15 protein-coding genes are annotated in these 15,394 nt (G+C 48.7%); 4 read left to right on the top strand and 11 right to left on the bottom strand.

The annotated features are described in order from the left end of the window. The first annotated feature begins 168 nt into the window (after positions 1 to 168). The 4 genes from QVO97_RS06575 to QVO97_RS06560 all read left to right on the top strand — a co-directional run bounded on the left by QVO97_RS06575 (position 169) and on the right by QVO97_RS06560 (position 4,534). Positions 169 to 1,443 carry a glucose-1-phosphate adenylyltransferase gene (locus QVO97_RS06575; protein ID WP_107001700.1) on the top strand — a complete coding sequence of 425 codons (1,275 nt, stop codon included), beginning with the start codon at positions 169 to 171 and terminating at the stop codon, positions 1,441 to 1,443. Next, positions 1,440 to 2,561 carry a glucose-1-phosphate adenylyltransferase subunit GlgD gene (glgD, locus tag QVO97_RS06570; protein WP_022359575.1) on the top strand — a complete coding sequence of 374 codons (1,122 nt, stop codon included), beginning with the start codon at positions 1,440 to 1,442 and terminating at the stop codon, positions 2,559 to 2,561. The genes QVO97_RS06575 and glgD overlap by 4 nt, the downstream gene beginning before the upstream one ends. A gap of 36 nt (positions 2,562 to 2,597) precedes the next feature. Next, entirely contained in the window at positions 2,598 to 2,882 is a 285-nt protein-coding gene (spoVG, locus tag QVO97_RS06565; RefSeq protein WP_118467740.1) for a septation regulator SpoVG, read from the top strand. A 155-nt stretch (positions 2,883 to 3,037) separates the two neighbouring features. Then, complete coding sequence (locus QVO97_RS06560; protein WP_022359573.1) at positions 3,038 to 4,534, top strand: Na+/H+ antiporter NhaC family protein; 1,497 nt, start codon at positions 3,038 to 3,040, stop codon at positions 4,532 to 4,534. Between the two features lie 61 nt (positions 4,535 to 4,595). Here the strand turns inward: QVO97_RS06560 and QVO97_RS06555 are convergent, their stop codons facing one another. The 11 genes from QVO97_RS06555 to QVO97_RS06505 form a co-directional block, all read right to left on the bottom strand. After that, the gene (locus QVO97_RS06555) at positions 4,596 to 5,741 is read right to left on the bottom strand and encodes an NAD(P)/FAD-dependent oxidoreductase (RefSeq protein WP_022359572.1); all 1,146 of its coding nucleotides are present in this window, start codon (positions 5,739 to 5,741) and stop codon (positions 4,596 to 4,598) included. After that, positions 5,738 to 6,085 (bottom strand): (2Fe-2S)-binding protein, encoded by a 348-nt coding sequence (locus QVO97_RS06550; protein ID WP_022359571.1) that lies wholly within the window; start codon positions 6,083 to 6,085, stop codon positions 5,738 to 5,740. Before QVO97_RS06550 ends, QVO97_RS06555 begins: the two co-directional genes overlap by 4 nt. Next, a complete protein-coding gene (locus tag QVO97_RS06545; RefSeq protein ID WP_022359570.1) occupies positions 6,078 to 6,578 on the bottom strand; it encodes a 4Fe-4S binding protein in 501 nt (166 codons plus the stop codon). Before QVO97_RS06545 ends, QVO97_RS06550 begins: the two co-directional genes overlap by 8 nt. Beyond that, positions 6,572 to 7,696 (bottom strand): NAD(P)/FAD-dependent oxidoreductase, encoded by a 1,125-nt coding sequence (locus QVO97_RS06540; protein WP_288189205.1) that lies wholly within the window; start codon positions 7,694 to 7,696, stop codon positions 6,572 to 6,574. Before QVO97_RS06540 ends, QVO97_RS06545 begins: the two co-directional genes overlap by 7 nt. Further along, positions 7,696 to 8,001, bottom strand: coding sequence for a (2Fe-2S)-binding protein (locus QVO97_RS06535; protein ID WP_022359568.1), 306 nt, complete (start codon positions 7,999 to 8,001; stop codon positions 7,696 to 7,698). Before QVO97_RS06535 ends, QVO97_RS06540 begins: the two co-directional genes overlap by 1 nt. Before the next feature lie 101 nt (positions 8,002 to 8,102). After that, entirely contained in the window at positions 8,103 to 9,413 is a 1,311-nt protein-coding gene (locus QVO97_RS06530) for a purine-cytosine permease family protein (protein WP_022359567.1), read from the bottom strand. Between the two features lie 12 nt (positions 9,414 to 9,425). Further along, positions 9,426 to 10,190 carry a carbon-nitrogen hydrolase family protein gene (locus tag QVO97_RS06525; RefSeq protein WP_022359566.1) on the bottom strand — a complete coding sequence of 255 codons (765 nt, stop codon included), beginning with the start codon at positions 10,188 to 10,190 and terminating at the stop codon, positions 9,426 to 9,428. A 309-nt stretch (positions 10,191 to 10,499) separates the two neighbouring features. Next, positions 10,500 to 11,810 (bottom strand): M18 family aminopeptidase, encoded by a 1,311-nt coding sequence (locus tag QVO97_RS06520; RefSeq protein ID WP_022359565.1) that lies wholly within the window; start codon positions 11,808 to 11,810, stop codon positions 10,500 to 10,502. After that, entirely contained in the window at positions 11,810 to 13,234 is a 1,425-nt protein-coding gene (locus tag QVO97_RS06515; protein ID WP_022359564.1) for an APC family permease, read from the bottom strand. Before QVO97_RS06515 ends, QVO97_RS06520 begins: the two co-directional genes overlap by 1 nt. Before the next feature lie 442 nt (positions 13,235 to 13,676). Next, the gene (locus tag QVO97_RS06510; protein WP_022359563.1) at positions 13,677 to 14,885 is read right to left on the bottom strand and encodes a TolC family protein; all 1,209 of its coding nucleotides are present in this window, start codon (positions 14,883 to 14,885) and stop codon (positions 13,677 to 13,679) included. Between the two features lie 121 nt (positions 14,886 to 15,006). Next, on the bottom strand, positions 15,007 to 15,394 hold a 388-nt coding region (locus QVO97_RS06505), incomplete at its 5' end, for a TolC family protein (RefSeq protein ID WP_288189188.1).

The raw sequence follows: 15,394 nt of genomic DNA, 5'->3' as shown, positions 1-15,394 counted from the left end.
CACATCCCGGAATTACGAAAATATTATGTAAAAGGAACGAAAAATGTCGGAAAATGTACAAAATTAGGACAAATTCTATTAAAAATTTGTTCACTATTTTCGTGAAGTATGTTATAATAAAAACAGGTTTAAAATACACATTATATGTGAGCATCGAGGGGTGATATCGTGATTAAAAAGGAAATGATAGCTATGCTGTTGGCAGGCGGACAGGGCAGTCGTCTGGGTGTCTTAACTCAAAAAGTAGCAAAACCTGCGGTTTCTTTCGGAGGAAAGTATCGAATCATCGATTTTCCGTTAAGTAACTGTATCAATTCGGGAGTGGACACGGTAGGCGTTCTGACCCAGTATCAGCCGCTGCGGCTGAATGCACATATTGGAATCGGTATTCCGTGGGATCTGGACCGCAACGTAGGTGGTGTGACGGTACTTCCGCCGTATGAGCGGAGCAAAGGAAGCGATTGGTACACCGGTACGGCGAACGCGATCTACCAGAACCTGGAATACATGGAAACGTACAATCCAGAGTATGTGCTGATTTTGTCCGGCGACCACATCTACAAGATGGACTACGAGGTAATGCTGGAATACCACAAAGCAAACAATGCGGATGTGACGATCGCGGCGATGCAGGTTCCGATGGAGGAGGCAAGCCGTTTCGGTATCGTTATAACCGATGACAACAACCGCATTACGGAGTTTGAGGAGAAACCGGCGAATCCGCGCAGCAATTTAGCTTCCATGGGTATTTACATATTCAGCTGGAAGGTGCTCAAGGAAGCGCTCATCAAGCTCTCGGACGAGCCTGGATGTGACTTTGGAAAGCACATTATCCCGTATTGCCATGCAGCTGGAAAACGTATCTTCGCATACGAGTACAACGGCTACTGGAAAGATGTCGGAACCCTTGGCTCCTACTGGGAGGCAAACATGGAACTGATCGACATCATTCCAGAGTTCAACCTGTATGAAGAATACTGGAAGATTTACACGAAGAGCGATATTATTCCCCCACAATTTATATCGGAGCAGTCCAAGATAGAGCGCAGTATCATCGGCGAGGGCACCGAGGTATACGGCGAAGTCATTAACTCGGTCATCGGAGCAGGCGTTACGATCGGAGAAGGTGCGGTGATCCGTGATTCGATCATCATGAAGGGCACGACGATCGGCGCTGGCACGGTTGTGGATAAGGCGATCGTGGCGGAGGACGTTACCATCGGTGAGAATGCCGAGGTCGGCGTCGGAGAATATGCCGAGAGCAAGTACGACAAGAAGGTATATCAGTTCGATCTGGTAACGATCGGAGAGCGCTCCGTGATACCGGATGGAGTGAAGATAGGACGGAACACAGCGATTTCCGGCGTGACGACGGCAGAAGATTATCACGGCGGCGAGCTGGAGAGCGGCGATTATATCATAAAGGCAGGTGGAATACAATGAGAGCGATCGGGATTGTTTTAGCTGGCGGCAACAGCAAGAGAATGAGAGAATTATCCAATAAGAGAGCCATCGCAGCGATGCCTATCGCAGGCAGCTACCGCAGTGTCGATTTTGCTCTGAGCAATATGAGCAATTCCCACATCCAGAGTGTGGCGGTACTGACGCAGTACAACTCCCGTTCCCTGAATGAGCACTTGAGTTCTTCCAAGTGGTGGGATTTCGGACGTAAGCAGGGCGGCATGTATGTATTCACACCGACGATCACGGCAGAGAGCAGCGACTGGTACCGCGGTACCGCAGATGCGCTGTATCAGAACCTCGATTTCTTAAAGAAGAGCCATGAGCCGTATGTGGTCATTGCAGGCGGCGACTGTGTCTATAAATTGGATTACGGCAAGGTACTGGAGTATCATATTGAAAAGAAAGCGGATATTACCGTAGTATGCAAGGAGATGCCTCCGGAGGAGGACGTTACCCGCTTCGGTCTGGTGAAGTTAAACGATGACGGACGTATCACAGATTTTGAGGAAAAACCGATGCTGGCGACCTCCAGCATGATCTCCTGCGGTATCTATGTAATCCGCCGCCGTCAGCTCATCGAACTTCTGGAGCGCTGTGCAGCAGAGGATCGGTATGATTTTGTTACCGATATTTTAGTCAGATATAAGAACCTCAAACGCATTTACGCGTATAAGTTAGGAACTTACTGGAGCAACATCGCTTCGGTTGATTCGTACTACAAGACGAACATGGATTTCCTAAAACCGGATGTACGCCACTATTTCTTCAAGGAATACCCGGAGATCTACTCCAAGGTAGATGATCTTCCGCCGGCAAAATACAATCCGGGTGCAAATGTCAAGAACAGTCTGGTATCCAGCGGCTGTATCTTAAATGGTACGGTGGAGAACTCGGTTCTGTTTAAGAAAGTATATGTAGGCAATAACTGTATCATCCGGAATTCTGTTATTTTAAATGATGTTTACATCGGGGACAATACAGTGATTGAGAATTGTATTGTAGAGAGCCGTGATACGATCCGCGCCAACACGACGCACATCGGTACGCCGGAAGATGTAAAGATTGTTATTGAGAAGAACGAGCGGTTTACATTATAGGGTACATCAAAGAACAGACGGAAGGGGTAAATGGGTATGCAGATTACAGACGTAAGAGTGCGGCGGATAGAGAAGGAAGGTAAGATGAAAGCCATCGTATCCATCACACTTGACAATGAATTTGTGGTTCATGATATCAAGGTTATTGAGGGGGAGAAGGGACTTTTTATTGCTATGCCGAGCCGTAAGGCTGCGGATGGAGAATACCGGGATATTGCCCACCCGATTAATTCGGGAACCAGAGACATGATTCAGAATGTCATTCTTGCCAAATATGAGGCGACAGCTCTGGAACTGGCAGAGCTGGAGAAAGCAGAGTAAAAAGCAGGGAAAGAAAGTAAAAAGAGAGAAAATATGAAAAAATGTCCCCGGACGCTGGACAAAGTGCCCGGGGACATTTATTATGTAAGTATAGTATGCTCAAAAACGGGCAGAATTTGCCCGAATGTGTACAGATAATCCATAAGGGGGTAATTATGAGCGGTACGATTTTTTCTTTAATACCGCCTATCGTAGCCATTGCGCTTGCATTGATTACGAAAGAGGTGTACCTGTCTCTGCTGATAGGTATTATGTCGGGCGCGTTTTTATTTACGGGTCCAAATCCGCTTCATGCGGTGGAAACAATGATCGCGATCATGGGCGAGAAGATCGGGGGCAATGTCAACATTCTGCTTTTCCTGGCATTTCTCGGCATCGTGGTAGCACTGATCACAAAGTCTGGTGCGTCGAAGGCTTATGGTGAGTGGGCGTCCCACGCGATCCGCACGAAGAAGGGCGCGCTGTTTGCAACCATGTTCCTCGGAATGCTGATTTTCGTGGATGACTATTTTAACTGCCTGACCGTCGGCACGGTTATGCGTCCGGTGACGGACAAGCACAAGATCACACGTGCGAAGTTAGCCTACATCATCGATGCGACAGCGGCGCCGATCTGTATCATCGCGCCGATCTCAAGCTGGGCGGCAGCGGTCGGTTCTTCGCTTCCGGAGGACAGCGGAGTGGACGGCTTCAGTCTGTTCCTTCACACGATTCCGTTTAATCTGTATGCGCTTCTCACGATCTGCTTCATGCTCTTTTTGGTAGCAGGCGATTTTGATTTCGCGGCGATGAAACGCTATGAAGAACAGGTGAAAAAGACCGGAAAAGAGACGACGGTCGAGGCGGAGGCGATGGAGATCTCCGGCAACGGAAAGGTTATCGATCTGATTCTTCCGATCCTGGTTCTGATTGCGTTCTGCGTCAGCGGTATGCTGTATACAGGCGGCATCCTGGACGGCGTTGGTCTGGTCGAGGCGTTCGCCAACTGTGATTCGGCACTGAGCCTGGTGCTTGGTTCCTTCTTCACACTGGTGTTTATCTTTGCATTTTACATGATCCGCCGTGTCATCCGGTTCAATGAGTTCTGTGAATCCTTCACGATCGGCGTCAAGGCGATGATCCCGGCGATCATGATTCTGTGCCTTGCCTGGACTCTGTCTGGTATCTGCAGTGCGGATTACTTAAACATCGGCGGCTATGTCAAAGAGGTAGTGGGCGGCAATGCGCTGGTCGGCTCCCTGATGCCGGCCCTGATGTTCGCCATCGCGGCGGGGCTGGCGTTCTCGACCGGTACGTCCTGGGGTACCTTCGGTATTCTGCTTCCGATTGCATTTGCGGTGGTTGGCGCTGAAAATATGAACAGCCTTACGATCGTGACGGCTTCGATTCTGGCAGGTGCGGTCTGCGGCGACCATGTTTCCCCGATCTCGGATACGACCATCCTTGCGTCGGCTGGCGCCCAGTGCCACCACATCAACCACGTATCGACCCAGATCCCGTATGTGCTGTGCGTAGCGGCGTGCTGTTTCCTCGGTTATCTGGCAGCCGGAATTACCGCCAATGGCTGGGTGGGAACCGGCGTGGGATTCGCAGCGCTGATTGTGGTTCTGGTTATTCTGGATCGAAAGAATAAAGGAACGAAAGAGGCGTAAAAGCATCGGCAGTAAACGAAAATTGGTTCGTTTACTGCCGATTTTTGCGTTTATGCTATATCTATACAACCGCCGGCTCCAGGAGGAGCTTGCCGGTTTTGTAGCGTTCTTTGCTGAATAACTTGATATCCATGCTGTCCTCCTGCCCGGCGAGATGGTTTGCCATGAGGATGGCAATGCGGGGGGAGACCATGAAACCGTGTCCGGAGAACCCACAGACGCTGTAAAATCCTTTTGCCTCAGCCGCTTCGTCGATGACAGGGTTGCAGTCCGGGCTTAAATCGTACTGTCCAGCCCACTGGCGGACCACTTTCAGTTTCCGCAGAATCGGAAGTGCCTCACACATGACAGCACAGTTCTTTTCCAGAAACTGCCAGGAAGAATTGAAATTGTAGCTGGGGGCTTCGTGGGGGCCGATGCCCATGACGAAGCTTCCATGCGGTGTCTGCTGGACATAATAGGAACGGTGGAAGGACATAACCATGCAGTCGATGAGAGGTGCAACCGGCTCGGTTACCAGCGCCTGATGGCGTTCCGAGGTAACAGGAATGTCCTCACCAACCATTTTAGCCAGCTCTGGCGCATGGACGTTGGCACAGTTGATGACGGTTCTGGCTTCAAAGGTTCCGTTTGTTGTCTCAACAGCGTGGATGCGTCCGGCTTTCGTCTGAAGCCCGGTGACCTCGGTGTAGGTCAGAAATTCAACACCCATCCGTTTGGCACCCTGTGCGTAGGCCTGTGTACACTGGAACGGATCTGCGTGACCATCCTTCTGGCAGAAGGTAGCGCCAAACATACCGTCGGTATTCAGGTATGGAACAATCTCTTTTGCTTCTTTTAAATCGACTGCGCGGGAATCAATGCCGAGCTTATGCTGGACTTTGAGGTTTTCCTGAAATTGTGCCCATTCTTTTTCTGTATAAGCAACCAGAAGATAGCCGCCCTGATGGAGACCGCAGCTGCGCGTATAGCCGGTATATTCTTCCAGATGTTCAAAGATATGGGTACTTTCCAGAGCGATCCGCGCGTTCAGCTCGGATCCCCACTGCTGGCGGATACCGGCGCCGCAGCGGCCCGTTGCGCCGGAGGTCAGAAAGCGTTTCTCAATCAGGAGGATGTCCGTGATTCCACGCTTGGCGAGTTCAAATGCGGTGGCACATCCAATAATGCCTCCGCCGATAATGATGACATCGTAGGCTTTTTTCATTCGCCGCCACCTCCTTTTGTAGCAGATGGATCGTAGGATCCGTAAGAACCTTCATCCCCGTCCCGGACGGTTTCTTCCCAGGCGTCTGCCAGAGCGCCCATGCTGATAGGTTTGACAGGAGGGCGGAAGGTTGGCATCAGGACCTCTTCCAGAGGAAGTTTATAATAGGAAGAGAGTTCCTGTGCGATCAACATCCGGCAGGTACGTCCCTGACAGGGACCCATTCCGGCGCGGGTTACACGTTTGATTTCGTCGATGGTGCGGTAACCATCCTGAATACATTTTAAAATGTCCTCGCGGGTTAAATCTTCACATCGGCAGAGGATTGTGTTTTTATCATCCATTTTGATACCCCCCTACTTTGATTGCCCGAACGTCCATGGCAAGTTCCTTCGGAACCGCCAGACAGACAATGTTGGTTTTATTTTTAGCGCCGCCCTGGATGAGCTGTACGACCGGGAACCAGCCGAGTGCTTCGCCGGAGCGGTTCAGACCGCAGGCAAGCTCTCCTTTTTTAGGAAGCGGCAGAAATTCAAACGGAAGCTTTACGAGGGCTTCGGTCGGGCTGTATGTTTTATCAACGATGAAAATGGCAAGACCCGGGCACTTCAGCATACAGGCACCGCAGCCATTGCAGACATCAAAATCAATTTTGGGTGTCTCGTTGATATCTGGCTCGATGTGGATTGCTTTTTTAACACAGGCCTTTGTACAGGGATTGCAGGGGATTTTCTGAAAACACTCTGCGATGGCAACGGCGCCCTTTAAAAAACGTGTTTCATCCGGCGTAACTGCTTCAATGGCTTCTTTATCCGGGATTCCTGTCTGAATTAACATACGGATGCGCCTCCTTTCCTGCACATGTCATGCTCCAGGCGAAGTTTACGGGCTTTTTCCAGACCGCTTAAAATTCTGGCACCGGAAGGACCGGAACGCAGTTCAGAAAGCTCCGAACGGGCAGCTTCCTTTTCGGCTGCCGCCCGGACAGGCTCATAGCCGAGGCTTTCGGCAGCGGCACATCCGGCGATACGGCCTTCCACCATAGCGGAAGAGGCTTCTTCGATTCCGGAAACATCGCCGGCTGCATAGACGCCCGGAACCGAGGTTTCCAGGTTTTCATCGGTCAGCGGGATATGCCCGGATAATTCGCGGATAAATGCCATATCACAGCCAGCCTGCCAGCAAAGCTCGGTCAGCGGAGCCAGTCCGACTGCCAGACAGAGCGTATCACAGGGAATCGTCTCTTCCGTGCCGGGGACAGGCTGGAACTGGGAGTCAACCTGTACGATGACAACGCCCTCAAGGGCATCGGTTCCATACGCTTTTTCGATCGTATAACCAGTCCGGATAGGAACACCGGCGCGGCGGATTTTCGAGGCATGGACCAGATAACCGCCGATTTTTGGGGCGGCTTCGATAATGCCGGCAACCTCAACCCCTGCCTGCATCAGCTGATAGGAGACAATCAGACCGATATTGCCTGCACCGACCATTAAAACACGTTCAGCCGGTTTGACGCCGGCGACATTCATGAGGGTCTGCACGGCACCGGCACCGTAGATGCCGGGAAGATCATTGCCGGGAAATTCCAGAAACTTTTCAGAAGCGCCGGTGGCGAGAATGATTTTGGATGGGCGGATTTTCATGTGTTTTCCGTGATAAAAAACAGTAACGATGCCGTCCTCATAGATTCCCAGCACGGTTGCTTCTGTCAAAATTTCAATATTTGGATGGTGTTTCGCTTTTTCTATCAGCAGGTTTCCGATGTGGATGCCGCGTTCTCCGGCATATTGTTTTTCGGAACCAAAAAATTTGTGCGTCTGTTTGACTAACTGACCGCCGGGGAGGTAATCGCGCTCACATAAGAGGACGCTGGCTCCCAGCTCGGCGGCGGCACAGGCAGCAGAGAGACCCGCCGGTCCGCCTCCGATGACGAGAATTTCGGTCTGTTTGATCATAGGACAACCCCCTTTCCGTGCTGTTCTTCCACTTTCATGCCGGCCTTTACGCGGGTCACGCAGACGCGGACATTTGGCTCACCGTCTACAGTCATGAAACAAGAAGAACAGTTGCCGATGGCACAAAAAAGACCTCTTGGACGGTGCAGATGGGGACTGTGTCCCAGTGTGCGGATGCCAGCCGCATGCAGGGCGGCGGCGATGGTTTCGTGGGTAAAGCCGGTGATGGGCTGACCGTTATAGTAAAAAACGACCTCTTCTCCCCGGTCAAAATCCAGGACAGGATGTTCTTCCAGTCGCATACAGATCTCCTCCTTTTATAAAATGCGTGCAGCAGCCTGGTTCGGGTACTGCCGCACGCGGGTATGTATAAACTTTTCATACTTCTATTGCATATCTTAACTTAATTAATTCCCTCTGTAAATTTATCAGGTGCTACCTTTGCCTTCACCTTCATTATTACATAATAGGTAATACCGGTTATAATCAGAGATTGTGCCGGCGGAATTCCAATTACTACAATATAGGTTGTAATATAGCCAACTGCAATTCCCACAATCATTGCAATTGTAGCCATAAAATTCCATCCCTGCTTATCTTCCCACACTCCCTTCCTGAGGAAGAAATCAACAAACATAACCCCTGCAATGGCCGGATAAAGAAGAGCAGCCAGGCTAAGCAGTTTCTGTAAATTTTCCAGAATACCCGTAAAACAAAGAAGAAGTGATAAAAATGTACCTACGGCCGTTACAATCGCTCTTCCTTTATTTGTTTTTATATTCAGCATATTGGAGAAAGAAAGTCCCATTGTATAGTTATTTACAAGCTGACTGGTCCAGGCAGCAAGCCAAAGAACAATAAATCCCCAGATAGGAAATCCTAAGTTTTCCATAACTGCAACAATATCTGCAGTTCCATTTCCTGCTCCCATGATGGCACCAATAAAAAGAAGCGGAATACCAATTGCAACAATTCCAATCGGTATTAAAATATTATCCTTCCAACACGGTTTTGCATATCTTGTATAATCAGCAGAAATAACAAACTGCGATACATTCATGCCAAGTATCATCGTCACACCGGCAGCAAATGAAATCTCACCGCTTCCTTTGTAACTAATAATGTTCGACCATCCAATGTTCTTTAATGCCAGGTAAATACCAACAATGCACAGAAGAATTCCACCAGGAACCGCAAAATAATCCGTCCATTTCATAGATGAATATCCAATAACAGAAGGAATTGCGAACACTATTCCTGCGACAATGGTGGTAATCATCCAGGCAGTTCGATTAACTGTATAGTCAATTCCCAAAACTGCACAAAACGCATTGCCTGTTACCGATGTCTGAACGGCCCACCAGCCCATACTGATAACACCGATAACTAGTGCGATAATAAATTTTGCCTGTTTGTCGCCAAATCCTTGTTTTGCAATTACGGAAGAGGAAAGACCTGTTTTGGCCCCCATATATCCACTGATAGCATTTCCTACCCATGTTAAGCATATGAAAGTGAACAATACAACCGGTATGATTCCTTTTAAGCCAAATGCGCCTATTAATGTAGAACCTATCATCAACAAGGTGACACTGAATTCAAGGCCTCCGAAAATAAATGCCGGTGCTGTCCAATGCTGCCGTTGATTTAGCGGTACCGGGGTCATCGGATCATCTATAATCACCGTTTTTTCTTTTTCTAATTCTTTTCCCATACAATCTCCTTCCTATATTTTGTTATAAACTTCTTCACGTCTCATTAATCTCCACGGGATGGTTTCTTTCGCTTTCTCCAAACATTCCTTTTTGAGCACAACACGTGTGTAGGATTCTTCTGATGTGCATAATCTGGCAAGCGTTGTTCCATCCGGATTCGAAACAGTTGTATTACCACAATACTCCACGTCCCCGGATGCCCTGTTTAATCCAACCGTATAAACCTGGTTTTCTGCTGCTCTTATACTGCTGCATCCGGAAAACAGGTAATCCCAACCCGGATTCCACGCGCTCGGATACATAATCACATCTGCGTTCTTTTTTAATGCTAAAGATTTTGCCAATTCTGAGAATCCAAAATCCGCACAAATTAACAATCCAATTGTCCAGCCTTTAAACGAAACCGTAACCAGCTCTTCTCCTTTCGCAAAAAAATCATTTTCCTTATCCCATAAATGAATTTTTTTGTACTCTCCCAAAAGTGTTCCTGTTTCATCCCAAATACAGGCAACATCATAATGCTGGTTTCCCTCTTTTTTATTAATTCCGGCCATGATTGCTATCTTATATTTACTGGCAAGCTCTGAGAAAAAAAGTGCTTCCCTATCTGAAATTATGGCCTTTTCAAAATTGTATCCGCTGATACAAAGTTCCGGAAAGCAAAGAAGATCTATGTCGTCAGAAGAATGGTTTCTAACAAGTTCTTCTATATGAGCACAGTTTTTTTCGATATTTCCTTCCTGGATAGATAATTGAATAATTCCTAGCTTTAACATATGCCCTCCTTTTTAAACTTACTTTTTTTCAATTTAATCCAAATATTCGATTCTTTTCTCCTTTCATTTTCATACTTACTCACGAAATTACATTTCTTTTCTTGATTTTATCACGCAAATCAGACAAAATAAAATCATATTATTTTATAAAGTAATAAATCTGCATTATACCGACTATAGTCTGAATTACAGTCTATCGTCATTTAGATATAAAAATATAGTAAAAGCCCCGGAGTTTTGTGATTCCGGGGCTTTTACTATATTTTGATACCGGATTGCTATGTGCTTCGCACTTTCGCAATCCTAAAACTATTCAAACATTGCGCTCTCAGCGCCTTCAATCTGAAGATTGGTCTGGTAGAATTTCGTCAGTGCGCGGATTGCGTACTCAACATCCTTCACACCTGCCGTTTCGTAACAGGAATGCATCGCAAGCTGCGGCAGACCGATATCGACGGCATGGACGCTGACCTGCGTGTTGGAAAGGTTTCCAAGGGTGGAACCGCCTAAAATATCACTGCGGTTTGCAAACACCTGAACCGGAACACCTGCCTCATTGCAGACATTCGTAAATACCGCACGGCTGAATGCGTCCGTGGTGTATTTCTGGTTCGCACTCTCCTTGATGACGATACCCTTGTTCATCCAGGAGCAGTTGACTGCATCCGTCTTCTCCCCGTGGTTCGGGTGAACGGCGTGTGCGTTGTCGCAGCTTACGAGGAAAGAACCGGCAACTGCCTGATAGTAGTCCTCCGGCGTCTTTCCAAGTGCGCCGTTGATGCGGTGCAGGACATCCTGTAAGAAGGTGGACATCGCCCCCTGCTTCGTATTGGAACCAACTTCCTCATTGTCGAAGCAGCAGTATACGCTGACATCGCGCTCATTCTTCGCCTCCAGGAATGCTTTCAGGGAAACGTAAGCGCACTGTAAGTCGTCCAGTTTCGGGCTGGAAACGAACTCGTCCGCATACCCCCAGATCGTACCCGGCTGGCGGTTTACAAGGAAGAGATCCTTCCCTAAAATGTCCTCCGCTGCCACACCAAGCTCTTTCGCAATCATCGCGTCAAACGCGCCTTTTTTCAGCTCACCGGCAGAGAACAGCGGGCATAAATCAACCTGACGGTTGTATTTGTATCCATTGTTCACCTCACGGTTGAAATGAATCGCTACGTTCGGAATGATGAGCAGGTCTTTATCGATGTACAGAAGTCTCGCGCTCACGCCCTGACCGTCTTTTACCAGTACACGGCCTGCAACGGTCAGAGGGCGGTCAAACCAGGTGTTGTCGATCATGCCGCCGTATGCTTCCACATCGAGGCGCAGATACTCGCCCGGACCATTTAACTCCGGCACACTCTTGATCTTGTAAGTCGGTGAATCACTGTGGGAGGCACACATCTGGAAGTGATAATCAGTCAGCTTCTCTCCTACGCGAAACGCAATGATACTGGAATGGTTGCGGATTGTATAGTAATCTCCGCCCTGTTTCACGTCCCAACGAGCCGACTCCGGCAGGTATGTAAAACCTGCCTCGTCCAGCATACCCTTGATTGTCTCGATGGAATGAAACATACTTGGGCTGTTCTCAATAAAAGTCAGTAATTCGTTTGCAGCATTCATTATGCAGACTTCCCTTCTCTCTTCTTAATCGCCGGTAAGATAAGTCCCAGTGTTACCAGAACAATCGGCGTAATGACATTCAGCACAGTTGTATACATATCGCCCTGCTTGTACATACCTAAGATACAGCAGGCTGCTGTTACGAAGAAGCACCATGCACCGAAGCCAAGAGCGACTCCGTTATTCTTTACAAAGCGGTACTCACGTTCAAACTTGTTCGTGTGTTTACGAAGCATGAAATAAGCGAAGAATACCCACAGATAGCGCATCGGCATAGTAACCGAGTTTAACTGGGTCAGCTGACGCAGTACAGTATCTGCGTTCGGAACCAGGACCTGAGCCAGGATAATGGAACCGGACAGGATAACAACCATCCAGATACCATTGATGTAAGCGCCGAATTTGTTCTTCTTTAACAGCTTGGTCGGGATGAACTGACGCGCATCCTCGTTGTCAAGCAGCATACGCAGCGGTGCGTCGATGCTGACTACCAGCGTCGAGAACTGTCCGATCGCGTTGCAGGCTGCGTAGATAATCATGAGCAGATTGCCGACACCGTAGTACTCACCCAGTTTCTGGAATGCCCAGTAAGAACCGTTTGCGTTGTAGGAGTCAAAATTCTCCTCAATCAGTACCGGATCAAACATCATGCCCATTGCGATGGTACCGAAGATCGCGCAGACAATAACCATGATTGCTGCAAAGATCATGCTCTTCGGAAATCCCTTTGCTGGATCCTCTACCTTGTTTACATACGGGGAGATCTTCTCACAGCCGCCTACCGCAAATACAAGAATGGACAGGCTGCTGAAGTACTTCCAATCAAAATGCGGGATCAGATTCTTCATGCTGAAATCAACAGACAGGTAACCGCCGTTCGGGTTGATTGCCGGTGCAGCGAACATCAGCAGAATGTACAGGATACTCATAACGAACATACTGGTTCCTGCTAAGGTTGCCATCTTTTTCAGCGGATTTAAACCGCGGCTTGCTACCCAGCAGAAGAACAGCAGAACGGCAAAAGTAACGAGCTGTACTGCCTTTGTGTTAAAAGATGCATACTTCTCCGCATTCTGGAACACCATCCAGCTGAGCGCTTTCAGACCGCCAGAACCTTTGGATGCGATGTAGGTGACATGACACGCCCAGTAGGTCCAGCCTGCGTAGTATGCAGCCTTCGCACCGGTTGTCTCATGAATCCAGGAACTGACACCACCGCCCGAATTCTTAAATGCGGAACCAAGCTCTCCGACCATCAGTGCGTACGGTACAAAGTACAGTGCAAACATCAGAATCCAGGAGAAGATAACCTGTGTTCCATTGAAGTATATGAAACCATTTAAAACGTTTCCAAATGCCCAGAGGGTGGAGAAACACATAAAGGAAAGCATATACCACTTGATTTTGTTTTGTGACTTGTTCATATCTTATTTTCTCTCCTTACTGCCAGTATCTTTTTTATTTTCTCATATGCCGCGTTAATTGTCAAAAGTATTTTTTATTATCCCAGTATTTTCCAGTCGGATTTGGTAGTATTCTGTTGTTTACGCATATTTTTTGTTAAAGTCTCACAATATATACCTATTTCCTTCGCAAAAAAAGCGGCGTTCCGTTCCGAATCGCCGCTTTTTTTCCTCTTTTTGTACGTGTCACAAAAACATACGGTCTGTGAACTGCCGTATCGTCCGTGACAGAAATACACTTTTTGTCTAAAAATCCATTTTTTACCGGGCAAATGCCGATCCATGAGGATTTTATGCCCCTTATTTTATAAGTATTTTATTATATCATTTTCGATATATACACCTCTTCCAGCGCCACGTTAACCCCCGCGCAGAGGAAGTGCCAGAGACTTAACTTCTGTCCCTACTTCATGTAACCTTTCAGCGCCCACTCATACGTCTCGATCGCCTGCTGCAGGTTCATGTTAGCTGTCTCTTTGTCGATCTGTTTCTCCAGGAAGGAAACTTCCTCGCTCTTGTACTCCAGCTGGGTCGCCATGCCAAGCTCCAGCTTCTTCTGCATCGCATTCATCGTCTGCGTCTCTGCTGCCAGGGACGCATCGGCAAGCTGCAGGGCTGTCTGCTTCTGCATGATGTCGTTGTAGAGTGTCTGCATACCGGAGCGGATCGTCTGTTCCTGGTTCTTGATGGTGCGGTCCATGTTTTTCTTATCGGCTGAACCTTCTGCCATATTGGCATAACCGCGCTTGTTGGACTGTAAGGACAGGTTCTGCTCGAGTGCCGTCTGCGTGTCCGCCGCCAGGTTCATCGCCGCGATCCGGGTGAGATCCGCCTGCGGCAGATCCTGGATATCCGGTTCCGCGTCATAGGACCATCCGGTCTGGACGCAGAGCTGCTGATGCTGGGCCTGAAGTCCCGCTTTTGTCTGGGTCAGCGTGGACTGGAGCGACTGCAGCGACTTCTGTGCATTTAACACATCAATCTGGGTCGCCTGACCTAGCTGCTGGCGCTTCTGGATCAGCTGCATGGAAAGTTCCTGCAATTCCACTGATTTCTCCATCAACGGAATTGTCTTTTTGACCTGATTATAAGCAGCAAACGCCGACTGCACCTGCGCGACAACCGCATCCTGGCTGTTGATATAGTCCAGACGGTCCATCTCGCTGTCGCGGTAAGAAGCATCGGCAGACTGCTGGGTTTTTAACGCATTCTGCTCCACCATGACGGACGCTGACATCAGGCTTGCGTAAGCACTCGCCATGCCCGGCACCGCCAGAAAATCCTCAATCTGATCCGCCTGATCCCGCAGGTTATCCGCGCTGTCGTACAGATCATTCGCCTGATTGTACTGCTTATCCTGCACTTCCTTCGCATTCTTTGTGTCGCGCCCTGCCTGATAGGTCGTCTGATTGTTTAAATACGTCGGGTTGTACTCCTGTACCAGATACGGCAGTTCGCTGTATTCCATCACATTGTCCTGAAGCTTCGCCCATGTATCTGCGTCATAAGCAAACTGCGGGCTGGCTGCCAGCGCCGCAAACGGTCCCTGCAATGCCAGAACCGCTGCTGCCGCTGCGGTCAGAAGCGCCGTTTTCCTTCTTCTATGTTTCATTTCCGGTTCCTACTTCCTTTCTGTTACCACCATGTTATCTTACGGCACTTTCTGTTCCAAAAGTGCCTACCCGTGAATAGTAACCTGTTCACACCTTAAGTAAACTGCCATTCCTGACGGATTAATTCGTCACAATCAGGCCTTTGACTGCCCACTCATAATTTTCCACAGCTTTGGTATATTCCAGTTCCGCGCTCTTATACGACGCCACGCTGCTGAGCCAGGAGCACTCAAGCCCCAAATAATTGGCTCTTGAGAGCATTCCCAGTGCGTTCTGGCGCTTTGCCGCCTCGTAGCTCTGCGCTGCCGCCTGATATCCAGCCGTCGCACTGTCATACGCCTGTTTCTTTGATACCACCGCCGCATAGAGGTTCTGAACCGTGATCGTCACCGAATCCTCGGTATAGGCGACGTTTCGCTTCTTGACTGTGCGGTTGGAAGACCCTTCCGCTTTCGCTGCACGCACAGACATCAAATCATAGTTTGCGCTGACTGCCGCCTGTGTATCG

This window comes from Clostridium sp. CAG:43 (assembly GCF_000434655.1).
In the GTDB taxonomy this organism is placed as follows: domain Bacteria; phylum Bacillota; class Clostridia; order Lachnospirales; family Lachnospiraceae; genus Otoolea; species Otoolea fessa.
The sequence above is the reverse complement of the archived record's forward strand: the minus strand, read 5'-3'. Positions and strand labels throughout refer to the sequence as shown.

Bases quoted from the DNA above. Each gene is read 5' to 3' on its own strand.
- glgD (WP_022359575.1), top strand. From the start codon at position 1,440: ATGAGAGCGATCGGGATTGTTTTAGCTGGCGGCAACAGCAAGAGAATG.
- spoVG (WP_118467740.1), top strand. From the start codon at position 2,598: ATGCAGATTACAGACGTAAGAGTGCGGCGGATAGAGAAGGAAGGTAAG.
- QVO97_RS06560 (WP_022359573.1), top strand. From the start codon at position 3,038: ATGAGCGGTACGATTTTTTCTTTAATACCGCCTATCGTAGCCATTGCG.
- QVO97_RS06555 (WP_022359572.1), bottom strand. From the start codon at position 5,741: ATGAAAAAAGCCTACGATGTCATCATTATCGGCGGAGGCATTATTGGA.
- QVO97_RS06550 (WP_022359571.1), bottom strand. From the start codon at position 6,085: ATGGATGATAAAAACACAATCCTCTGCCGATGTGAAGATTTAACCCGC.
- QVO97_RS06545 (WP_022359570.1), bottom strand. From the start codon at position 6,578: ATGTTAATTCAGACAGGAATCCCGGATAAAGAAGCCATTGAAGCAGTT.
- QVO97_RS06535 (WP_022359568.1), bottom strand. From the start codon at position 8,001: ATGCGACTGGAAGAACATCCTGTCCTGGATTTTGACCGGGGAGAAGAG.
- QVO97_RS06530 (WP_022359567.1), bottom strand. From the start codon at position 9,413: ATGGGAAAAGAATTAGAAAAAGAAAAAACGGTGATTATAGATGATCCG.
- QVO97_RS06525 (WP_022359566.1), bottom strand. From the start codon at position 10,190: ATGTTAAAGCTAGGAATTATTCAATTATCTATCCAGGAAGGAAATATC.
- QVO97_RS06520 (WP_022359565.1), bottom strand. From the start codon at position 11,810: ATGAATGCTGCAAACGAATTACTGACTTTTATTGAGAACAGCCCAAGT.
- QVO97_RS06515 (WP_022359564.1), bottom strand. From the start codon at position 13,234: ATGAACAAGTCACAAAACAAAATCAAGTGGTATATGCTTTCCTTTATG.
- QVO97_RS06510 (WP_022359563.1), bottom strand. From the start codon at position 14,885: ATGAAACATAGAAGAAGGAAAACGGCGCTTCTGACCGCAGCGGCAGCA.